This window comes from Serratia marcescens (genome assembly GCF_029846115.1).
Lineage (GTDB): Bacteria > Pseudomonadota > Gammaproteobacteria > Enterobacterales > Enterobacteriaceae > Serratia > Serratia marcescens_L.
Map to the genome: position 1 here is coordinate 723656 of NZ_JARVZZ010000001.1, position 22579 is coordinate 746234.

The 22579-nt window shown below is 62.8% G+C and carries 17 protein-coding genes; 6 read left to right on the forward strand and 11 right to left on the reverse strand.

What is annotated here, in order from left to right:
• Positions 1-17: 17 nt before the first annotated feature.
• The 4 genes from rsmJ to QDT79_RS03380 all read right to left on the reverse strand — a co-directional run bounded on the left by rsmJ (position 18) and on the right by QDT79_RS03380 (position 4925).
• Positions 18-764, reverse strand: coding sequence for a 16S rRNA (guanine(1516)-N(2))-methyltransferase RsmJ (gene rsmJ / locus QDT79_RS03365; protein WP_308316204.1), 747 nt, complete (start codon positions 762-764; stop codon positions 18-20).
• Positions 765-772: 8 nt separating this feature from the next.
• A complete protein-coding gene (gene prlC / locus QDT79_RS03370; RefSeq protein WP_063991757.1) occupies positions 773-2815 on the reverse strand; it encodes an oligopeptidase A in 2043 nt (680 codons plus the stop codon).
• Positions 2816-2933: 118 nt separating this feature from the next.
• Entirely contained in the window at positions 2934-3395 is a 462-nt protein-coding gene (locus QDT79_RS03375) for an HIT family protein (RefSeq protein ID WP_308316205.1), read from the reverse strand.
• A gap of 87 nt (positions 3396-3482) precedes the next feature.
• Complete coding sequence (locus tag QDT79_RS03380; protein WP_233221942.1) at positions 3483-4925, reverse strand: amidase; 1443 nt, start codon at positions 4923-4925, stop codon at positions 3483-3485.
• Between the two features lie 106 nt (positions 4926-5031).
• Between QDT79_RS03380 and QDT79_RS03385 the strand changes: the two genes are divergently transcribed.
• A complete protein-coding gene (locus QDT79_RS03385) occupies positions 5032-5937 on the forward strand; it encodes a LysR family transcriptional regulator (protein WP_033649404.1) in 906 nt (301 codons plus the stop codon).
• Here the strand turns inward: QDT79_RS03385 and QDT79_RS03390 are convergent.
• Positions 5932-6336 carry an ASCH domain-containing protein gene (locus tag QDT79_RS03390; protein ID WP_063991759.1) on the reverse strand — a complete coding sequence of 135 codons (405 nt, stop codon included), beginning with the start codon at positions 6334-6336 and terminating at the stop codon, positions 5932-5934. The two genes, QDT79_RS03385 and QDT79_RS03390, sit on opposite strands and share 6 nt — an antisense overlap.
• Positions 6337-6471: 135 nt before the next feature.
• Between QDT79_RS03390 and QDT79_RS03395 the strand changes: the two genes are divergently transcribed.
• Together QDT79_RS03395 and gorA are read left to right on the forward strand one after the other, a co-directional pair.
• Positions 6472-7314, forward strand: coding sequence for a 23S rRNA (adenine(2030)-N(6))-methyltransferase RlmJ (locus QDT79_RS03395; protein ID WP_063991760.1), 843 nt, complete (start codon positions 6472-6474; stop codon positions 7312-7314).
• A gap of 130 nt (positions 7315-7444) precedes the next feature.
• Complete coding sequence (gorA, locus tag QDT79_RS03400; RefSeq protein ID WP_063991761.1) at positions 7445-8797, forward strand: glutathione-disulfide reductase; 1353 nt, start codon at positions 7445-7447, stop codon at positions 8795-8797.
• A gap of 77 nt (positions 8798-8874) precedes the next feature.
• Here the strand turns inward: gorA and QDT79_RS03405 are convergent, their stop codons facing one another.
• The 3 genes from QDT79_RS03405 to QDT79_RS03415 all read right to left on the reverse strand — a co-directional run bounded on the left by QDT79_RS03405 (position 8875) and on the right by QDT79_RS03415 (position 10977).
• The gene (locus tag QDT79_RS03405; protein ID WP_063991762.1) at positions 8875-9393 is read right to left on the reverse strand and encodes a DinB family protein; all 519 of its coding nucleotides are present in this window, start codon (positions 9391-9393) and stop codon (positions 8875-8877) included.
• A gap of 66 nt (positions 9394-9459) precedes the next feature.
• Complete coding sequence (locus QDT79_RS03410) at positions 9460-10311, reverse strand: PhzF family phenazine biosynthesis protein (protein ID WP_063991763.1); 852 nt, start codon at positions 10309-10311, stop codon at positions 9460-9462.
• Positions 10312-10347: 36 nt separating this feature from the next.
• Complete coding sequence (locus QDT79_RS03415) at positions 10348-10977, reverse strand: LysE family translocator (protein ID WP_308316206.1); 630 nt, start codon at positions 10975-10977, stop codon at positions 10348-10350.
• A 137-nt stretch (positions 10978-11114) separates the two neighbouring features.
• Between QDT79_RS03415 and QDT79_RS03420 the strand changes: the two genes are divergently transcribed.
• The 3 genes from QDT79_RS03420 (at position 11115) to QDT79_RS03430 (ending at position 14898) form a co-directional block, all read left to right on the forward strand.
• Positions 11115-12461: an aminotransferase-like domain-containing protein gene (locus QDT79_RS03420; protein ID WP_308316207.1), complete on the forward strand. Its 1347-nt coding sequence runs from the start codon at positions 11115-11117 to the stop codon at positions 12459-12461.
• A 161-nt stretch (positions 12462-12622) separates the two neighbouring features.
• Positions 12623-13117 carry a putative pterin-binding protein gene (locus QDT79_RS03425; RefSeq protein ID WP_033631849.1) on the forward strand — a complete coding sequence of 165 codons (495 nt, stop codon included), beginning with the start codon at positions 12623-12625 and terminating at the stop codon, positions 13115-13117.
• On the forward strand, positions 13114-14898 hold the full coding sequence (locus QDT79_RS03430) for an ATP-binding response regulator (protein ID WP_107228005.1): 1785 nt from the start codon (positions 13114-13116) through the stop codon (positions 14896-14898). Before QDT79_RS03425 ends, QDT79_RS03430 begins: the two co-directional genes overlap by 4 nt.
• On the opposite strand, the gene QDT79_RS03435 is transcribed toward QDT79_RS03430, so the two are convergent.
• The 3 genes from QDT79_RS03435 to QDT79_RS03445 all read right to left on the reverse strand — a co-directional run bounded on the left by QDT79_RS03435 (position 14888) and on the right by QDT79_RS03445 (position 22447).
• The gene (locus tag QDT79_RS03435) at positions 14888-15739 is read right to left on the reverse strand and encodes a helix-turn-helix domain-containing protein (RefSeq protein ID WP_063991767.1); all 852 of its coding nucleotides are present in this window, start codon (positions 15737-15739) and stop codon (positions 14888-14890) included. The genes QDT79_RS03430 and QDT79_RS03435 overlap by 11 nt on opposite strands.
• A gap of 455 nt (positions 15740-16194) precedes the next feature.
• Positions 16195-19221, reverse strand: a complete 3027-nt coding sequence (locus QDT79_RS03440; RefSeq protein WP_373275485.1) for an autotransporter outer membrane beta-barrel domain-containing protein — start codon at positions 19219-19221, stop codon at positions 16195-16197.
• 202 nt (positions 19222-19423) lie between these two features.
• The gene (locus tag QDT79_RS03445) at positions 19424-22447 is read right to left on the reverse strand and encodes an autotransporter outer membrane beta-barrel domain-containing protein (RefSeq protein WP_308316208.1); all 3024 of its coding nucleotides are present in this window, start codon (positions 22445-22447) and stop codon (positions 19424-19426) included.
• Between the last annotated feature and the right edge of the window lie 132 nt (positions 22448-22579).

A 22579-nucleotide genomic window follows, 5' to 3' on the forward strand; every position in this document is an offset into this window, starting at 1 on the left:
GGCGGGCCCGGCAGACATTACAGGGGCATGTAGATATCGAAACGGTGGCTTTTGGTCAGCGTGGCGGCGTGCGCCGGCACGTCGGCCAGCGGCGGCGCGTAGTCCGGGCGTTTCACCACCACGCGCTTGGTCGCCAAACGGCGCGCCGGCTCCAGCAGGCCGTCGGCGTCATCGTCGCTGCCCACCAGCGATTGAAACACCCGCATCTCTTTCTTCACCAGCGCGCTTTTCTGCTTGTGCGGGAACATCGGATCGAGATACACCACCTCGGGGCGCGGGCTGAGATCCACCAGCGCCGTCAGGCTGGAGGCGTGCAGCAGCGTCAGGCGCTCGCGCAGCCACGGGCCGATTTCCGCATCCTGATAGCCGCGCTGCAGGCCGTCGTCCAGCAACGCCGCCACCACCGGATTGCGCTCCAGCATCCGTACCCGGCAACCCAGCGCCGCCAGCACGAAGGCGTCGCGCCCCAGCCCGGCAGTGGCGTCCACCACGTCCGGCAGATAGCTGCCCTTGATGCCGACCGCTTTGGCCACCGCCTCGCCGCGGCCGCCGCCGAAGCGGCGCCGGTGCGCCATGGCGCCGGTGACGAAATCGACGTAGATCCCGCCGAGCTTCGGCTCGTCGCGCTTACGCAGCTCCAGCCGCTGCGGGGTCAGTACCAGCGCCATCAGCGCGTCGTCGTCGGACGTCAGTTGCCAGCGCTGCGCCAAAACAGACAAGGCGCCGGGATCGGCGCCTGCTTCACACAATAAACACACGCTCACGTGTCGGGTTATCCTTTAATGCCGTAATGGCGCAGCATAGCATCCAGCTGCGGCTCGCGGCCACGGAAGCGTTTGAACAGCGCCATCGGCTCTTCCGAACCGCCGCGCGACAGAATGTTGTCGAGGAAGGATTTGCCGGTTTCGGCGTTGAAGATCCCCTCTTCTTCGAAGCGCGAGTAGGCGTCTGCCGACAGCACTTCCGCCCACAGGTAGCTGTAGTAACCGGCCGCATAGCCGCCGGCGAAGATGTGGCTGAAGGCGTGCGGGAAACGGCCCCAGCTCGGCGAAGGCACCACCGCCACCATTTTCTTCACTTCCGCCAGCGTCGGCAGGATCTGCGCCCCTTTTTCCGGGCTGTATTCGAAGTGCATGCGGAAATCGAACAGGCCGAACTCCAGCTGGCGCAGGATGAACAGCGCCGCCTGGTAATTCTTGGCCGCCAGCAGCTTGTCGAGCATGGCCTTCGGCAGCGGCTCGCCGCTCTGGTAGTGGCCCGAGATAAACGCCAGCGCTTCCGGCTCCCAGCACCAGTTTTCCATAAACTGGCTCGGCAGTTCGACCGCATCCCACGGCACCCCGTTGATGCCGGAGACGCCGGCGGTATCGATCTGCGTCAGCATGTGATGCAGACCGTGGCCGAACTCGTGGAACAGCGTGGTCACTTCGTTATGGGTGAACAGCGCCGGCTGGTCGCCCAGCGGGCGGTTGAAGTTGCAGGTCAGGTAAGCGACTGGTTTTTGCAGCGTGCCGTCGGCCTTGCGCAGGCTGCCGACGCAGTCGTCCATCCAGGCGCCGCCGCGTTTGTTTTCGCGGGCGTACAGATCGAGGTAGAAGCTACCGCGCAGCTCGCCGTTAGCGTCGAACAGATCGAAGAAACGCACGTCCGGATGCCAGGTTTCCACGTCTTTACGCTCTTTAGCGGTGATGCCGTAGATGCGTTTCACCACTTCGAACAGCCCTTCCACCACCCGCTGCTCCGGGAAGTACGGGCGCAGCTGCTCGTCGCTGATGGAGAACAGGTGCTGCTTCTGTTTTTCGCCGTAATAGGTGATGTCCCAGGCGTCGAGCTCGTCCACGCCATAGTGCTGTTTGGCGAAGGCGCGCAGCTGCGCCAGCTCTTGCTCGGCCTGCGGGCGGGCGCGCTTGGCCAGATCGCTCAGGAAGCCGATCACCTGCTCCGGGCTCTCCGCCATTTTGGTCGCCAGCGACTTGTCGGCGTAGGTGTCGAAGCCCAGCAGCTGAGCCAGCTCGTGGCGCAGCGCCAGCGTTTCCGCCATCACTTCGCTGTTGTCCCATTTGCCGGCGTTCGGCCCCTGGTCAGAGGCGCGGGTGGCGAAGGCGCGGTACATCTCTTCACGCAGCGCGCGGTTGTCGGCATAGGTCAACACCGGCAGGTAGCTCGGCATGTCCAGCGTCAGCAGCCAGCCGTCCTGCTCTTTGGCCTGCGCCATCGCCTGCGCCTGCGCCAGGGCGCTTTCCGGCAGGCCGCTCAACTCGGCTTCGTCGGTAATCAGTTTGCTCCAGCCCATGGTGGCGTCGAGCACGTTGTTGCTGTAGGTGGAACCCAGTTCGGACAGGCGCGCGACGATCTCGCCGTAGCGCTGCTGTTTATCCGCCGACAGGCCGATGCCCGACAGTTCAAAATCGCGCAGCGCGTTGTCAACCGCCTTGCGCTGCGGCACGCTCAGCGCCTCGAACGCCGCGCCTTCTTTCAGGCTGCGGTAGGCCTGGTACAGCCCTTCGTGCTGGCCGACCCAGGTGCCGTACTCGGACAGCAGCGGCAGCGCCTGTTCATAGGCGGCGCGCAGCTCCGGGCTGTTTTTCACCGAGTTCAGGTGGCCGATCGGCGACCAGATGCGCGACAGGCGATCGTCTGACTCCGCCAGCGGCTGACACAGATTATCCCAGGTGAACGGCCCCGGCTGCGCGACCACGCGCTCTACCGCGGCGCGGCAGTCCGCCAGTGCGGATTGCACCGCAGGCACGATATCTTCAGGGCGGATCGCCGAGAACGGCGGCAGGGAAAACGGGGTCAGCAACGGATTTGTCATAGGGCAGTCCTGATTAGCGTTGGGGCCCGCCGCGGGGGCGAGCCTTAAAATGCGTATGAATCTCTAACATGGAGCCAGACAACAGGAAAATCAATGCCCGGCGTTGATCGTTCGTGCCTTAAACGGCGCTTTGGCGGATGCGGGCGGCCAGCGCCGCCAGTTGCTCGTCGTCGGCGCGCGCGGCGTCGTGGGAGGAGATATAGCCTTCGTAACGCGCGAAAAACTTCGGCGAGGTCGATTCGATCGGCCGCCACTGTGCCAGCGACGCGGTGCCGTGCAGCGGGATCAGTTTGGCGTGTACATGGTCGACGCCGTAGCCCTCGAACACCATGCCGCAGCGGCCGACGTCGTCGAATGCGCGATCCAGCTGCTTCGCCACCCGCTTGGTCGCCAGCATCAGCGCGCTCAATACCTCGTCCGGCAGGTCAAAGGCGTAGCTCGGGTGGTGCGCCTTGGGGATCACCACGCTGAAGCCGTCGGTGTTGGGAAAGATGGACAGGAACGCCAGATGGTCGTCGTCTTCCCAGATTTTATGGCACGGCGCCTTGCCCGCCACGATATCGCAAAAAATGCAGCTCATATCGCCTCCAGGGTGCAGCGTCGAGCCGACGGCCCGCCATCAAACACCTCTCGGCAACATAGCGGATATTTTGCTTTTTTACCGCTATTAAACGGCATTCCCCGCCCAAATCGCCGGACGCCGCCCATGCCAGGGCGCGGCGCGTTCCAGCTGTCCGGCCAGCTGCAACAACCGATCCTCACGGCCAAAACCGGCGACAAACTGCATGCCTATCGGCAGGTTATGCTGCGCATCCTGGGCCAGCGGCACCGACATCGCCGGTACGCCGGCGACGTTAAATACCGGGGTGAACGGTGAATGATCGAACAAATGCGCCGTCCATTCCAGCCCGTCCATATTCGCCGCATTCGCGCCATAACGGCCAAGCCGCCAGGGCAGGTCGGGTAGCGTCGGCGTCAGCAGCAGGTCGTATTGCTGGAAATAGGCGCCGACTGCGCGAGTCACCCGGTTGCGTACCTCGAGCGCACGCACCATATCCACCGCCCTGGCCGCCTGGCCGTAGCGATAGCAGGCCAGCGTTTCCGGCTCCAGCGTTTCGCTTGAAATAGCCCGTCCGCTCGCTTGGCTCAGACCATCGACCCAGCCAACCAGATTGGCGCACCAGATTTGCGCATTGGCGAACACCAACTCTTGCCAACTGACGCCGATCGCCATTTCCGTTTCGCTGACCTGATGCCCCAACGCCGCCAATAACACCGCCGTTTCCGCCGTGGCGCCGGCGATGTTCGACTCGGTTTTTCCGCCGTTCCACGCCTCGGTCATCATGCCGATGCGCAGCCTGCCCGGTTGCCGCGTCACCTGCGATAACCAGCTGTGCGCCGGCGGCGCCGTGTAATACGGCTCGCCAACGTGAGGACGCTGCATCGCATCCAGCAACGCGGCGCTGTCACGCACCGTGCGGCTGAGCCCCAGCTGGACGCCAAAGCCGTTGAAGACCTCATCCATCACCGGGCCATGCGGCACCCGACCGCGCGTAGGCTTGAGACCAAATACCCCGTTTGACGAAGCCGGTACGCGAATCGAGCCGGCGGCGTCGGTGGCGTGAGCGATGGGCACCATACCGGCGGCAACCGCCGCACCGGCGCCACCGCTGGATCCACCGGCGCTGAAATCCAGGTTCCAGGGGTTGCGCGTTGCACCGTAAAGCACGGCCTCGGTGGTGGTGCTGAACGCCATTTCCGGCATGCTGGTGCGGCCAAAGGTCACCAGCCCGGCCCGGCGGATATTGCTCATCAGATGGCTGTCGGCGGCGGCGACGCTGCCCTGCGCCAACCGGCTGCCCAGCTCAACGCGCTTGCCTGCCATGCTGATGGCGATGTCCTTGATCAGGAAAGGCACGCCCGACAAAGGCCCGTCGTCTTGTTCCGGCGGCTGTTCCCAGTGTTCCACCACCGCGTTAATCGCCGGGTTCACCGCCTCGACGGCGGCCCGCGCCGCCTGTTGCAGCGCCGCTGCGCTGACCTCGCCACGCCGCACCAATTCGGCCAATCCCAGCGCATCGTAGCTCACGTATTCGCTCAATTTCATCATCGTCCCCCTCTCCGTTGCGGTTTCACCGGTCTGTTCCGGCGTCCGTTCCACGGTAGGGAGATCGGCGCTATAGTTGAAATTGATAGATTTAATTCGGGGAATAGTTATCAACAATTTAAAGCGGCTCGATCTCAATCTTTTGGTCACATTGGAAGCGTTGCTCAGCGAGCGCAGCGTGACGCGGGCGGCGGCGCGCCTCAATCTCAGCCAGCCTTCGGTCAGCATTCAGCTTGCCAAGCTGCGTGAGATCTACCGTGACCCGCTGCTGCTGCCGAACCCGCGCGGCATGCTGCCGACGGCGCGCGCGCTCGGCCTGTTGGCACCGCTGCGCCAAACGCTGGCCGATGTGGGCCGCCTGGTCGCGCCGGAGCAGCCCTTTGATCCGCGGCAGGCGGAAGTCACCTGGCAGCTGGCCGCCGCCGATGCCGCTGAATACGCAATTTTGCTGCCGATGCTGCCCCGTCTGCGGCTGGCGGCGCCGAAATCCCGTCTGGCGATCCGCGAAGCGGCGCCCAAACGCATGAGCCGCGATTTGGCGGACGGGGTGATCGATCTCGGTTTTCTGAGCCGGGAAGAAGCGCCGGCGGAGCTGCGCCATCGGCCGCTGTTTCACGAGAACTACCTACTGGTCGGCCGCCGGGATCACCCGCTGTTGCAACGGCCGCCCTCACTCGAACAGTTCTGCCAGCTTGAGTTTGTGATGGTTTCGCAAGATGGCGGCGGTTTTCGTACCCAGATCGATACGCTGCTGGCCGCACAGGGGTTAACCCGACGGGTCGTAATGTCGGTGCCGCACTTCCTGTTTATTCCCGCGTTGCTGGCGAAATCCGATATGGTCGCCATGCTGCCTTCGCGCATGCTGGGGGAACTGTTGGGGGAATTGCGCACCTGCGCGGCTCCGCTGGAGATGCCGGGTTACGACATGGTGATGGTATGGCATGAACGCTCCCATCTCGACCCGGCCCACAGCTGGCTGCGCGAGCAGGTGGTGGCCGCGCTGGGGCCGCTATAAAATCTCCACCAGCGCAAACTCTTCGAACACCAGCCACATGTCCGGCGCAAAAGTGCCCTCGCGGGTAAAGAACGCCTGATGCCCCTCGCGCCAAAACGCCAGGCTTTTGTCGCCTTCGCCCTCTTTGGCTGCCATCTCGGCGGTCACCTGGTCGTAGCGCACCAGGCGCAGCGCCAGGGTTTTGATCACGCAGGCCGGTTGGCCGCGGCCGTCGAGAATAATGCTATCGTCGCCGATCATCGGCGCTTGCTCCCGGCGATAGCTCGCATAGGAGCTGCAGGTGGCGGTCTTTTCCCCGCTCAGCACCAACTGCAACAGTTCGTCGGCCAACTCGGGGCCGTCGCCGAACGCCCAGCGCGCCGCGTCGGGGTAGTTCGCCAAAATCGCCTGTTTGCTCATCGTCCTGTCCCTTTCTGTGAACGTCTGCGGCAACGGAGTCCGGTTTTTCCCGGCCAGACAGTTTATACTGTGCAGATTATAAGCCTTATTGCATTGAATGCTCCGTCTGCGGAGCACAAGGAACCGCCACCCGTCATGTTAAGTTATCGCCACAGTTTCCACGCCGGCAACCACGCCGACGTGCTCAAGCACACCGTTCAGAGCCTGATCATCGAGTCGCTGAAGGAAAAAGAGAAGCCGTTCCTGTATCTGGATACCCACTCGGGGGCGGGCCGTTATCAGCTCAGCGGCGAACACGCCGAGCGCACCGGCGAATACCTGGAAGGCATCGGCTTGCTGTGGCAGCGCGACGATCTGCCGGAAGAGCTGGCGGCCTACATGAGCGTGGTGCACAACTTCAACCGTTCCGGCACGCTGCGCTACTATCCCGGTTCGCCGCTGATCGCCCGCCAGCTGCTGCGCCCGCAGGACAAAATTCACCTGACCGAGCTGCACCCGAGCGACTACCCGCTGCTGCGCAGCGAATTCCAGAAAGACGAGCGCGCCAAAGTGCAGCGCGCCGACGGCTATCAGCAGCTGAAATCCCAGCTGCCGCCCCTGTCGCGCCGCGGCCTGATCCTGATGGACCCGCCGTATGAAATGAAGACCGATTACCAGGACGTGGTCAAAGGCATTCAGGAAGGCTACAAGCGTTTCGCCACCGGCACCTACGCGCTGTGGTACCCGGTGGTGATGCGCCAGCAGATCAAACGCATGCTGCGCGATCTGGAAGCCACCGGCATTCGCCGCATTCTGCAGATCGAACTGGCGGTGAAACCCGACAGCGATCAGCGCGGCATGACCGCCTCCGGCATGATCGTCATCAACCCGCCGTGGAAGCTGGAACAGCAGATGAAAAACGTGCTGCCGTGGCTGCACAAGACGTTGGTGCCGTCGGGCATCGGCCACCATCTGGTGAACTGGGTGGTACCGGAATAATCCCCAGCAGGGCGCGGTTCGCCGCGCCCTGCGTCCACCTATCGCAGCCATCGACGCAATCTTTGCGACAAACCCCGGTCAGGCGTTAAACTCTTACCCTCTTCAAATTCACAACTCATGGAAATCCCAGATGACGAAACATTACGATTATCTAGCAATTGGCGGCGGCAGCGGCGGTATCGCATCGATCAACCGGGCAGCCATGTACGGCCAAAAGTGTGCGCTGATTGAAGCCAAAGAGCTGGGCGGCACCTGTGTAAACGTGGGTTGTGTACCGAAAAAAGTCATGTGGCACGCGGCGCAGATCGCCGAGGCCATCCATCAGTACGGCCCGGACTACGGCTTCGACACCACCGTCAACGCCTTCGACTGGAAGAAGCTGGTCGCCAACCGCACCGCCTATATCGACCGCATCCACAATTCCTACGATAACGTGCTGGGCAAGAACAAGGTCGACGTGATCAAAGGCTTCGCGCGCTTCGTGGATGCGCACACCGTGGAAGTGAACGGCGAGACCATCACCGCCGACCACATCCTGATCGCCACCGGCGGCCGCCCGAGCCACCCGGCTATTCCGGGCGCGGAATACGGCATCGACTCCGACGGCTTCTTTGAGCTGGACGCCATGCCGAAGCGCGTCGCCGTAGTCGGGGCCGGCTATATCGCCGTGGAGATCGCCGGCGTGCTGAACGCGCTGGGCGCGGAAACGCACCTGTTCGTGCGCAAGCACGCGCCGCTGCGCACCTTCGATCCGATGATCGTCGAAACCCTGGTGGAAGTGATGAACACCGAAGGGCCGAGCCTGCACACCGAATCGGTGCCGAAAGCGATCGTCAAGAACGCCGACGGCAGCCTGACGCTGCAGCTGGAAAACGGCAAAGCATTCACCGTCGACTGCCTGATTTGGGCCATCGGCCGCGAACCGGCGACCGACAACCTGAACCTCGGCGTTACCGGGGTGAAGACCAACGAGCAGGGCTACATTGACGTCGATAAGTTCCAGAACACCAACGTCAAAGGCATCTACGCGGTGGGCGACAACACCGGCGCGGTAGAGCTGACCCCGGTCGCCGTGGCCGCCGGCCGCCGCCTGTCCGAGCGCCTGTTCAACAACAAGCCGGACGAACACCTGGATTACAGCAATATCGCCACCGTGGTGTTCAGCCACCCGCCGATCGGCACTATCGGCCTGACCGAGCCGGAAGCTATCGAGAAGTTCGGCGCGGACAACGTGAAGGTGTACAAATCCTCCTTCACCGCCATGTACAGCGCTGTGACGCAGCACCGCCAGCCGTGCCGCATGAAGCTGGTGTGCGCAGGTAAGGAAGAGAAGATCGTCGGCCTGCACGGCATCGGCTTCGGCATGGATGAAATCCTGCAGGGCTTCGCGGTAGCGGTGAAGATGGGCGCCACCAAGAAGGACTTCGACAACACCGTGGCCATCCACCCGACCGCGGCGGAAGAGTTCGTTACCATGCGCTGAGGCGCAACCTCGCCGGGTTCCGGCGCGTAACAGGCCAGGCGCGCAAGCGTCTGGCTTTTTTATTTATCTCGCTCGCCTCACGGCGCCCGGCGGTAATGATCGCGAAGAAACACCGGCAAATCGTTCGCCGGCGAGGCGAAGGGCACCTGATAGAGCATATCGCCGACAAAACCGCGATGATAGGTCGCGTGGTTGACGACATGCAGCACGATTTCATGGCGCGTCATGCGGCCTTCCCCCCCGCCGACGAACTCGAAATGCACCACCTGCGCCAGCGCCTCGGGTGACCAGTTGTCCACCTGTTCGATATACCAGCGGTCCATTTCCTCCACCGCACACCGCAAGTCGTCAAGCGCAGGCGTTTGCTCGGTGTTGCGCGCGAGGTAGCCATGTTTTCGACCTTGCAGATGGTGCCTGAAGATATCGTCCACCACATACACATGATTCAAGGTATGCACCATATTGCCAAAACGGGTCGGCCGCTGCCGCAAGGCTTCACCGGCCGGCAAGGCCGCCACACAGTCAAAGGTCAAGGCGTTCGCCCAGGCTTTGTAACGCACCAGCATTTTCAAGGTATCGATGGCCGTTGCAGACATACTGCTCACTCCTTATCGGATGAAAATCGATATTCCGTTCAGTCGCACGCAGTGCGGCGACGCGTTCTACGCCGTGCCAATCCCTTGCAACCGCCCTTCGACCTGAGTGCGTGTATTGCCGCCCACCCAAATCCGGCCCCCCTCGTCGCGGGTGATATGCACGTGCCCGTTGCGCCCACGACAGCGGCCCTGAGCGGCAATATATCCGCCGCTGACCACGCCGCTTGCGAACAACCACTGGGCCAGGGAGGCATTGAGACTGCCGGTGACCGGATCTTCGACGATAGCGCCAAGATGATCGCTCAAAAAAGCGCGCACTTCGAAGGCTGCGTCACCCTCAGCATGTGGGCCGACGACGCCAATGTCCACTCTGCGCGGCCAGCTTCTCGCCGGCGTCAGGGAAAGCACCCGCTCGGCGCTGGCCAGCCGGATCCCCAGCCACCCCGGGCCATTATCGATCCAGGCGGCATCGAGCACCTCATCAGACGCGATCCCCAAAAATCGCAACGCGTCGGCTAACGTCTCTCCTGACGGCGCCCCGGAACGAATCAACGGTGGCGCGGCAAAACATAACCGCCCGCCCGCGCGACGAATGCTCACCAATCCTGCTCCGCACTCCTGGATGATCTCCGTCTCGTTGCTGGGCGCCCCTCCCATAGCGAGCCAGGCATGGCAACTGCCCAACGTCGGATGCCCGGCAAACGGCATTTCACGATCCAGCGTGAATATTCGCACCCGGTAATCCGCCTGCGGGTGCGTCGGCGGCAGTAAAAAGGCCGTCTCCGACAGGTTGAACCAACGCGTCAAGCGCTGCATGTCCTCCGTCGACAACGCTCCGGCGCCCGCGATCACCGCCAACGGATTGCCGGCGAGTGGCCCGGCGCCAAAGACATCCACCATCTGCATGCCAAAAACCATCGCTTCTCTCCTCAGGTTAACGCCGGGCGTGCGTGATTACCCCCGCGATATCAACAGCTCCAGGCCCACGCAAGCAAACAACAACGCAAGCATGCCTTCAATCCAGCGCCTCACCCGGGTATAAAACGCGATCATCGGCGCCGTTGAGAACAGCAGGGCATACCCCCCGAAAATCGTCACGCCGAGCAACGCACAACCGCCGATAATCGCCGGTAAAACACCTTCAGGCGCCCCTTGTCGCAAACCCAGCGACATGATCGCCATCCAGGACATGATGGCCTTGGGATTACCGAGATGCATCAGCACGCCCTGCCGATACAACTTCCGATAAGATCGCCCGCCATCCCCTGCCGCTATCCCTGTCGAGACGGGAGACGCCCGTAATGCGGATTGGCCGGCGCGCAGCGCCAGATACAGCATATACACGCCGCCGACGATTTTGATGGCCCGCAGCGCCTGCGCATACCTGGCCAGCACGGCGGAAAGACCGGTCGCCGCCAACAGTGCCCAGCACAGCGATCCGGTCACCACCCCGGCCGCCAGCGCCAGTGCGGGTGAGCGGCCGTCACGCATCGCCACGCCCATGATCGCCATGTTGCTGGGGCCCGGGCTGGCAGTAGCGAGAAGGTATGCGCCATAAACCAACGCAAGCTGACTGACATTCATGGAAAAACTCCGCTGACCCGCCTTGCGGCCGAGACGTTGTTGAAAACTCAGGGACTCTTCACCAACATAGTATGTGTTACACTTTTCACCTATTTAAATAGTGTCACGTGACACTATTCGTTTTTCGGAGCATCACCATGCGGCTTCAATCGCCCTGGCAACCTCGCCTGGCCAATGCGGAAGTCACCACCGTCGAGCGGCTGGTGCTGGCGTTAGGCGACGACATTATCGAGGGTAAACTGCAGGGTGGCGATCGTCTGCCGGCCCACCGTACGCTCGCCTGGCAATTGGAGATCGGTCTGGGCACGGTGACCAAAGCCTATGCCATCCTCGAACGACGCGGGTTGGTACGCAGCGTGAAAGGCCGCGGGATGTTCGTGGCGATTCGCCGCGCCCGTGAAAAACGCGAAATCGATCTTTCGTCCAATGCGCCGCCGGCGATGCTGACCGATCGTTTGCTGGCGCGCACGCTGGCCGGTATTGCGCGGAAAATGGATGCGAACCATTTGAACATCTATGCCCCTCCGACCGGGCATCTGGAGCACCGACGTTTGTTGACCCGCTGGCTCGAAAACGTCGGCGTCACGATCGAACCATCGAATCTGGCGCTGACCAGCAATGCCCGTCAGGCAATTTCACTGGCTTTTGACCTGGCCTGCGGGCCACGCGGGACGATACTGACGGAGAGAATCACCTATCCCGGCGCGATCGCGCTGGCCCGGCGCCAAGGCCATTGCTTGATCGGCATCGATATCGATGCGCAAGGCATGGTGCCGCAAGCGCTGTCTAGCGCGCTTGAGCGTGTTTCCTGCGGCCATACTGCGGTCTATCTGACCCCGACGCTGCATAACCCGACAACGGCCACCATGAGCGCCGAGCGCAGGCAGGCTATCATCGAGATATGCCGGCAGGCGAATGTCTGGATCATCGAGGATGGCGTGTATGCCCAGGGGCATTCAGCAGCGCCTGCGCTCGCGACATTGGCACCCGAGCGGGTGTTCCATGTCAATGGTCTGTCGAAAACGCTCGGCCCGGGGCTGCGGATCGGTATGCTGACTCTGCCGCCCGGTATGCAAAACGCGGCGGAAGAAGCCTTGCAAGATATTCCCTTCGCGCCTTCGCCACTGTCTTGCGCAGTGGTGGGGGAGTGGCTGTCCAGCGGCGCGATCGAGGCGATACCGCAAGCGTTGCGCCATGAGGCTCAGCGCAGAGTGCATCTGGCCACCTCGATATTCGACGCCGGCGAATGCGTATCGCATCCCGACGCTTATCATGTCTGGCTGCCGATGCCGCGCGAAACCGCCGAGTCTGTGGCCGCCGCCGCATTGGCCAACATAAAAGTGACGCCGCCGGACACCGTGATGGTGGACCGCGACGAACGGGCAACGGGCATTCGCCTGTGCCTGGGTTCCCCTTCGTTGGACGAACTAACGGCAGGCCTGACGCAGCTGGCGCAGCTGTTGAAAGCACATCGGAACGGCTGACAAACGGAAGGGAAAGGTTACGCGCACGGGTCGTCCGGCTCAGGCCTGTTCTTTTTGTGCGGTTTACTATTCCCTTCGCACCCGCCTGCTTTTTCTGCCATTATTCTGCCTGATAAATTAGCGGGACTGATACAACCTCCCCGCGCCTCTGGAGAACACCGATGCTGTTCAAACTATGCAAAACCCTTGCGATGGCCTGTGTGGCCCTGATTATCGCCCAGAGCAGCGCGCTCAGCTTTACCCTGGAAGTGGCGGGCAAGATCGACAACGTGACCGACCCGGTCAAAAAAAGCTATCTGTTCACCGATAAGCAGCTGTTGGCGATGCCGGTGCGCAGCATCACCACCTCCACGTCCTGGACGCCGCAGAGAAAATTCGAAGGGATCTCGGTGGCCGATATCCTGGAGCGCGTCGGCGCCAAGGGCGAGACGCTGACCTTCTACGCGCTGAACGATTATTACATCGACGTGCCGCTGTCCGACGTCAAGAAATACAACATGATCCTGGCCTACAAGATGGACGGGGAGATGCTGAAGCTCAGAAACTTCGGCCCGCTGTTCCTGGTGTACCCGCGCGACGCCGCCGGGCCTGAACTGAACTCGCCGTTGTACAATTCGCGCTTTATCTGGCAAGTCGACAGGATCGTGATCAAATGAAGCTGACGACCTTTAAGAACGGCAGCAGGCTGGCGATCCCGGCCATCTTCGCCGCGCTGTTTTTAGTGGCTTCGACCGTCACGCTCTATTACTACAGCGCCACTCTGTCGAAGAAAGGGCTGTATGCCATCGCCGGCACGCAGGAGAACTACTCGTGGTCGATCGCCAAGTTCTCCATCAAGCTGGCGGAGTTCGACACGCTGGTCGAGCAGCAAAGCCATGCCGCGCAGGTGGACAACGACAACCTGCGGCTGCGGTTCGAAATCCTCTATTCGCGCTTTTACGTGCTGGAAACCGTCTCCGAATCGACCCAGCCGCTGTACGCCGAGCCGGGTTACCCGGAAGTGGTCAAACAGATGCGCCTGCAGATGGATCGCATCGATAAGCTGCTGGACAGCCCGAAAATCGACTTCAGCCAAGTGTCCGCGGCCATGAGGGCCATCAAACCTTACGCCATCGAAATGGCCAACCTGACCGACCACGCAGAGGTGAAGCAGCGCACCGCCGCCTATGAGGATTACATCGAGAAACGGCACATCATTTTCTATGGGTTGGTGATCGTCATGTTCTCGGTGATCGCGCTGATCGCCATCACCCTGATCGTGTTCCGTCAGCAGCGGCTGACCATTCGCCAGCAGGCCAAGGCCATTGAGGCGGAGAAAGCGACACGCACCAAAAACGCCTTCCTCGGCGCCATCGGCCACGAACTGCGCACCTCATTGCAGAGTGTGATGTCGGCCATCGACGTGCTGGTGAACACCCGGGTGTCGGCGGAGCATGCGGACACTTTCCAGCGGCTGGAGACCGCCGCGCAGCAAATCGAAAGCCAGATGAAAGATCTGACCGACTACGCGCACCTCGACAGCGGCATGATGGAATTGCGCATCGTGCCGTTCGACGCGCAGAAGCTGATCGCGGAAACCGCCAACGAAATCGCCACCCTGACCCGCAAAGAGCAGGTCAAACTGAGCTGTGAAGTGGAATGCAGCCACCTGCTGGTACACTCCGATCCGCTGCGCATCCGGCAGATTATCGTCAACCTGCTGACCAACGCCTACAAATACACCGAAAGCGGCAGCATTACGCTGCACAGCTGCCTGCGCCGCCAGCCGGGCGGCAATTCGTTGATTATCGAAGTGACCGACACCGGCATCGGTATCGAAAAAGACCAGCTCGATCAGATCTTCAAACCCTTTACCCAGTTGGATCAGTCGCATACCAAACAGTATGCCGGCGTCGGGATGGGGCTGGCGATCGTGCACGGCCTGGTGACGCTGCTCAACGGCACCATCACGGTATACAGCGAAATCAAGAAGGGCAGCACCTTTATCGTCAGCATTCCGGTGCAGATCAGTGAAGACGAACGTGCCGACGAGCCCGCCGCCGCCAATGCCTCTCTGCAGCAGAAGCCGCAGCAGGTGCTGGTGGTGGATGACAACAAGTCGGTGGGTGACGCCTTTGCGGCGCTATTGGACAAGCTGGGCTATCAGCACGAACTGTGCGACTCGCCGGAACGCGCGCTGCAGAAGCTGCTCAGACGCCCTTACGACGCGCTGTTGCTGGATCTGCAGATGCCGGGCATCGACGGGGCCGCCCTGGCCAGGCAGCTGCGCAACCGTCGCGGCCCCAACCGCCATGTGCCGATCATCGGCATCAGCGCCTATACGCCTGAGCAGCTGACGGCGGACCAGCGCGCCCTGTTCGACAACTACCTGATGAAGCCGGTCCGGCTGGATGCGCTGTCGAGCGCGCTGGCCGAGGTGTTCCCCGCTAAAGATTAAAACAGCGTTGCAGTGCGGCTTCGATCACATGGAGCCGCACCGGCTTTTCATAAGGGCCGAGCACGTCGTACTCGCGCATCGCCTGAGCGATCTCCGACTCACGTCGGTCGGTCCCCAGCTCGCCGGTCAGCACCAGTACCGGCGCGTCCGGGTTGTCGGAGGCGCGGATGGTGGCAATACAGCGATCCGCCGTTTCCTCACCGATCAGCCAGTCCACCACGTAGCCGTCGAACAGGCTTTGCTGCAACGCCTGACAGAAGCTGTCGACGTCGTAAAACGCCACCGCGTTGAAGCCGCAGCCGCCGAGATACTTGGCCAGCTCATCGGCCGCCTGATGCGAATCGTCCAATACCGCGATGCTCAGCCGCTCGTCGTCACCGAAGCCGGGCCGGATTTCGATCAGATCGACGCCGTAACGCGGGCCTGCCGGCGCCTCATCGGCGCGATAGATATGCCACTGCCCTTCCACGCGCAGCGCCACAAATTCCGCCGGCCGCCCGGCAGGAAGCTCGTCGCTGACGTGCCCGACGCAAGGTATCGCCACACCCGCCACGAAAAAGATGGCATCGCGCGCCATGTTTGGCTCGGTGGGTTCGTGTTCGGCGCTCAAATCGGCGATCGCCGCCGGCGTTTCTCCCAACGCGGCCGCGACGCTGTTGATCTGTTCCAGCGTCCAGGGGCTTTGCCCTTTCAGTTTGCGGTGCGCATGTGAAAAACTCAGATCCAAGATGCGGCTGAGTTCGCGAGCATGCTGACGTTTTCCAATTCCGTAATGTAAAAACAGCTCCCTGACCCGATTGGCAATCGACTGTGAATCGAATTTTTGGTGATTGTTATCCATTTGTTCCTTCGATTTTTTTTACTGATTTATCAGTCGTTTTGATTATTTCCGCTGAAAAAGCCACATCAAAAACTAGCATCTCATGCAATTATGCGTTAAAAACGTTGCTTGACATACCATGTTGCATCGTCAAACATGGTATCAAAAGAGACATACAGCAATACACTATAAAAAATAACACCAGCACGTTTTTTAATAATAACCATAGTAACACCAGGGAAAATTTGTTCCGTTGCCGCTACTGAGACGATGAGCACATCGCTTGGACTGCGCAAATCAAACGGGGCTTGAGCCTTTAGCGCTAATCTGTTTTACCCACTTTTAAGCCGGGATCCGTCAGGGTCCCGGTTTTTTATTGCCCTGGCGCCGCGCCATCATACGGACTCACCCCACAGCCGCAAATAAAAACGGAGCCGGCATGCCGGCTCCGTTGTCCTTGAGATTGCCGCTGAAGGTCAGAAGCGCCAGGTGAAGCCGGCGTTGACGCTGTTGTCCTGGTGGTTCTGCGACAGCAGCCCGCCGTAGCCCAGCGACAGCGTGGCGTTCTCGTTCACCGCCACTTCCGCTCCCGCCTTCAGCACCATCCCGTCGCGCGAGACCGGTACGCTGTCCACCACGAACGGCGCATTGCCGCCGTTGAACCGCAGCCCGGTGCCTCGCTCCAGACCGCCGTACTGATGCTGCCACCCCAGCTCGCTGCGCAGCGCCACCGTCGTGCCCGGGCTCACCTGCCAGGCGGTGTCCGCACGCAGGCCCAGCGTCGACACCGTCGCATCCGTGTGCTGCTTGTCGCCACGCAATGCCGCCGCGCCGCCGCTTTCCGCGATGCCGTTGTTCTCGAAGTTCACGTACGCCAGGTTCACGAACGGCTCCAGGTTCAGCCACTCACCCTGCACGCTGTAGCCCGCTTCCGCGAACAGCTGCTCGGTGCGCGCGCTGTACTTCGCCGTGTCGCGGTCCGACTGCATCCCGTAGTTCACCGACCGTTTGGTGTCGATGCGATGCCAGGTGTAGCCCGCCCCGCCGCGCAGCGCCAGCGCCCCGAACTGCTTGTCGCCGTACGCCGCCAGGTGGTAGTTGTCGCTGTCCGCCTTCGACCCGTACCCGCCGTGCAGCGAGGTGCGGGTGTAGCCGGTCGCCACCCCCAGCCGCCAGTCGTCCGCCGCCGCCGAGTCCAGCCCCACCAGCACCCCGTAGGTCGAGGCCTGATAACCCGTGGCGTTGGCGTCGCCCGACGCGTGGTCCCACGCCCCCAGCAGCTGCGCCCAGGCCCCGCCTTCATCCGCCTTGATGGCCGACGAGCTCGCCAGCCCTTCCGCCTGACGCAGACGCCCGTTCAGCGCCTCACGCAGGTAGCGGCTGTCGTTCACCAGCGCCGACGCGATATCCGCATGGATTTGCCCCGACAGCTGACGGAACGCCTGCCGCGCCTCGCCCGCCGTGCCGCTGTTGAGCAGGCTTTCGTACACCGGGTTGCCCGCCGCCAGCGCATCCGCCGCCGCCGCCACCGCCCGCTCGTTCGCCGTCTGCGCCACGCTGGCGAAGCTGGTGCCATTGCGCCCGACGCTCAGCGTTACTCCGGTCGGCTGGTAGCTCAGCCCGGTGCCGAGGAACAGGTAGTTCGGCGCCACCGCATCAAACTGCCCGCTCACCCCCTGCTGCGCGCTCAGGATGGTGTACTGCTGGCCCAGCAGGCTGCGCACTTCGCTTTGCGTCAGCAGGTTGGGGCTGTTCTCCAGCGTCACCGCCACCTCGCCGCCGCCGATCGTCGCCGATCCGCTGCTCTGGATCCGATCGCTCTGGCCATTCGGCCCCACTTCCACCGCGTAGCGCGACCCCGGTTCGAAGCTGACGTTGCCCGCCACGTTCAGGGTGCCGATCGAGTTGCCCGGCGCCACGGTGCCGCCCTGACGGGCGGTCAGCGAACCGACCGTGCCGCTGCCGCCGACGATGCCGCCGTTCTGCACGCTGACGGCCGAGGTGACCGAGCCGTTGACTGCCAGCCGCCCCTGATTGACCAGCGTCGGGCCGGCATAGGTGTTGGCGCCGGTCATGACCAGCGTGCCCATCCCTTCTTTGGTGAGGCCGCCGTGGCCAGAGATGTTGTTGGAGTAAACTTCCAGCTCGCAGCTGATGTCGTCACACTTCCTGGCGTGCAGCGTGCCGGCATCCACCTCGGCACCCAGGCCCGGAATATTGGCGACAAACTGGGTCGAGCCGTAGGCCACGCCCGTCGGATCCGGGATGCGGAACTCCGCAGGAATATCGTCGACGGTATAGAACATGCCCGGACCGTTGATGGCCTTGCCCAGGTTAATCATCCCCCAGCCGTAGAGCGCGTCGATGCCCGGCGCGCCCATGTCGGTGGCGGTGGTTTTCAGCACGTCGGCAATCTGCGCCGAGCTCATGTACGGGAAGCGCTGCAGCAACACCGCCACCGCGCCGGTGACGTGCGGCGTCGCCATCGAGGTGCCGTTTTTATTGCCGTAGTCCGACACCAGGTTGGCCGGATCGGAACCGTTGGCCACGGTGCTGTAGATTTTGCTGCCCGGCGACGAGACGCAGAAGCTGGCGGTATAGCCGCAGCGGGAAGAGAAGCTGCTGATGGTGTAAGGCACGCTGTTGGTCGATGCCGCATCCTGCGCCACGCTGGCGACCGATAGCCAATTCGGCGCAATGTCCGGCACGAAGTAGGCCAGCCCACTGATCACATCCGGTTGGTTGTAGTTGCCGTCGTTCCCGGCGGCGAACAGCACCAGAATATTTTTGCGCGCCGCGTCGATAGCGCCCTGATAGCCTGCGCCGGCCAGGCTGCCGAGCAGCGGTTTGACCTGATCGAATTGTTCCTGCGCATCCTTCAGCTCAAAGTGCAGCGCGTTAGGATCGCGGCCGCCATCGGACAGAAAGTCGGGAATACTGACGCCCCAGCTGTTGTTGATCACCCGCACGCCGCTGTTGATCATCGCCTGCCAGCCGGCATTGGTGACGGCGCCGTCCAGGCCGAGGAATTCGCCGTAGGCCGGGCCGTCGTTGTCGTTATCGACACTGATCACCTGCGAATCGAAGGCCACGCCGTGCATCCCGACGCCGTCGCGGTTGGCGGCGCTGATGCCCGCAACGTGCACCCCGTGATTGCTCAGCATGCCCTGTGAGCCGCTGTAGAAGTGGAAGGTGCCGTCGAAGTAAAAGCGGTCACCGGCGTTAATGCCCGGCCGGTGCGGATCGGTGTAGGCGCGATAGCCTTCGGTGACCACGTTGATCAGTTTGCCGTCGCCGGCGAACTCGGGATGGCGGTTGACCGGGGTATCGAAAATGCCCACCTTCTGCCCTTTGCCGGTATAGCCGGCGGCATAGGCCTCATCGGCGTGGATCGCCCCCAGCCCCCAGTTGGCGTTGAATTCGGCGTTGCGCCAGCTGGCCGGATCGCCGGCTTGACCGTTCACCTCGTGCGGCGCCGCCTGCGCATACCCCGCCAGCGCCATGCAGCAGACCAGCGCGTTCAGCCGCCACGGCGAGCGACGAGCGTTTCCTTTGTTATCAAAACCCATTGTTGTTGTCATTTCCTTACCTTTTGCTTGTTATTGGCCGACGCCCCAGGTGCGCCGGGTTCTCATTAGCAGGATGTGAAAAAGGAACCGCCCGCAGACGGTTCCCCTACAAGGATTGAGTCGATGGTGCTTGTGCTTAGAAGCGCCAGGTGAAGCCGGCGTTGACGCTGTTGTCCTGGTGGTTCTGCGACAGCAGCCCGCCGTAGCCCAGCGACAGCGTGGCGTTCTCGTTCACCGCCACTTCCGCTCCCGCCTTCAGCACCATCCCGTCGCGCGAGACCGGTACGCTGTCCACCACGAACGGCGCATTGCCGCCGTTGAACCGCAGCCCGGTGCCTCGCTCCAGACCGCCATACTGGTGCTGCCACCCCAGCTCGCTGCGCAGCGCCACCGTCGTGCCCGGGCTCACCTGCCAGGCGGTGTCCGCACGCAGGCCCAGCGTCGACACCGTCGCATCCGTGTGCTGCTTGTCGCCGCGCAATGCCGCCGCGCCGCCGCTTTCCGCGATGCCGTTGTTCTCGAAGTTCACGTACGCCAGGTTCACAAACGGCTCCAGGTTCAGCCACTCACCCTGCACGCTGTAGCCCGCTTCCGCGAACAGCTGCTCGGTGCGCGCGCTGTACTTCGCCGTGTCGCGGTCCGACTGCATCCCGTAGTTCACCGACCGCTTGGTGTCGATGCGATGCCAGGTGTAGCCCGCCCCGCCGCGCAGCGCCAGCGCCCCGAACTGCTTGTCGCCGTACGCCGCCAGGTGGTAGTTGTCGCTGTCCGCCTTCGACCCGTACCCGCCGTGCAGCGAGGTGCGGGTGTAGCCGGTCGCCACCCCCAGCCGCCAGTCGTCCGCCGCCGCCGAGTCCAGCCCCACCAGCACCCCGTAGGTCGAGGCCTGATAACCCGTGGCGTTGGCGTCGCCCGACGCGTGGTCCCACGCCCCCAGCAGCTGCGCCCAGGCCCCGCCTTCATCCGCCTTGATGGCCGACGAGCTCGCCAGCCCTTCCGCCTGACGCAGACGCCCGTTCAGCGCCTCACGCAGGTAGCGGCTGTCGTTCACCAGCGCCGACGCGATATCCGCATGGATTTGCCCCGACAGCTGACGGAACGCCTGCCGCGCCTCGCCCGCCGTGCCGCTGTTGAGCAGGCTTTCGTACACCGGGTTGCCCGCCGCCAGCGCATCCGCCGCCGCCGCCACCGCCCGCTCGTTCGCCGTCTGCGCCACGCTGGCGAAGCTGGTGCCATTGCGCCCGACGCTCAGCGTTACTCCGGTCGGCTGGTAGCTCAGCCCGGTGCCGAGGAACAGGTAGTTCAGCGCCACCGCATCAAACTGCCCGCTCACCCCCTGCTGCGCGCTCAGGATGGTGTACTGCTGGCCCAGCAGGCTGCGCACTTCGCTTTGCGTCAGCAGGTTGGGGCTGTTCTCCAGCGTCACCGCCACCTCGCCGCCGCCGATCGTCGCCGATCCGCTGCTCTGGATCCGATCGCTCTGGCCATTCGCCCCCACTTCCACCGCGTAGCGCGACCCCGGTTCGAAGCTGACGTTGCCCGCCACGTTCAGGGTGCCGATCGAGTTGCCCGGCGCCACGGTGCCGCCCTGACGGGCGGTCAGCGAACCGACCGTGCCGCTGCCGCCGACGATGCCGCCGTTCTGCACGCTGACGGCCGAGGTGACCGAGCCGTTGACTGCCAGCCGCCCCTGATTGACCAGCGTCGGGCCGGCATAGGTGTTGTTACCCGTCAGCACCAGGGTGCCGATGCCCTGCTTGGTCAGGCCGCCGTGGCCGGAGATGTCGTTGTTCCAGAAGTCCAGGCCGCACAGTACATCGCTGCAGACGCGCTCGGTCGGTTTGCCCTTGTCCAGCACCGCGCCGACGCCCGGCAAATCCACCACGAACTGGGTCGGGCCGTAGGCCACACCCGTCGGATCCGGGATGCGGAACTCCGCAGGAATATCCTCGACGGTCACCAACATGCCCGGGCCGTTGATGGCCTTGCCCAGGTTGATCATCCCCCAGCCGTAGAGCGCGTCGATGCCCGGCGCGCCCATGTCGGTGGCGGTGGTTTTCAGCACTTCCGCCACCTGTGCGCCATTCAAATACGGGAAACGCTCCATCAGCACCGCAACGCTGCCGGCCACGTGCGGCGCCGCCATCGAGGTGCCGCTGTATTTGGCGTAGCCGGTCGTCAGATTCTCCACGCTGGTGCCTTCGATTACCGAGCTGTATACCCGGGTGCCCGGTGCCGAGACGCACAAACTGGCGGTGTAGCCGCAGCGGGAAGAGAAGGTGCTGATGCTGTAATCGCCGGTATTGGTGGGATCCTGCAGGCTGGCGACCGACAGCCAGTTCGGCGCGATGTCCGGCACGAAATACGCCAGGCCGGCCATGGCGTCCGGGTTGTTGAGGTTGCCGTCGTTGCCGGCGGCGAAGATGGTGACCACGCCGCTACGCGCCGCATCGATCGCGCCCTGATAGGCGCCGCCGGGCTTGGTGCCCAGGATCACGCTAATCTGATCGAACTGCTTTTGCGCGTCGTTCACCGTGAAGTGCGGATAAGCCGGGTCATACCCGCCTTTATCGAACTTCTCAGTGATGCCAATGCCCCAGCTGTTGTTGATGATGCGCGCGCCGCTGGCCACCAGCGCATTCCAACCGGCCTGGTAAACCGCGCCGTCGTTACCGAGGATGATGCCGTCTTCTGGACCGGGATCGCCGTTTTCGGCGCTGATGATCTGCGCATTGAACGCCACGCCGTGCATAGCGCCGCCGTCGCGGCTGCCGGCGGCGATGCCGCCCACGTGAGTGCCATGCGAACCGAGCGTGCCATCGGAATCCACGCTCGGCGTACCGTCATAACGGAAAACGTCGCCTTTTTTTACCGGAATATAGGGATCGGTGTATTCACGAATGCCTTCGGTGACCAGATTGATCACCTTATTCTCACCGGCAAATTCGGGGTGCTTAGCGTAGACCGGCTGATCGAAAATGCCGAGTTTGATGCCTTTGCCGGTATAACCGGCGGCGTAGGCCTGGTCGGCGTGGATCGCCCCCAGCCCCCATTCCGCGTTGAATTCACTGCTGCGCCAGCTGGCCGGATCGCCCGCTTTGCCGTTCTCTATATAGGTGGCAGCCTGCGCCCCGCCGATCGCCGTCAGGCAGATCAGCATCGCGCTCCATTGTGCGCGATGAACTCCGATTTCAGGCCAGCCGAAGGCCGCCCGAGCGGATTTGACTCCTCTAAGTTTCTTCTCCATCCCAGATACCGTCCGTTGTTGTTTGCAAATGTTTTATAAGATTTT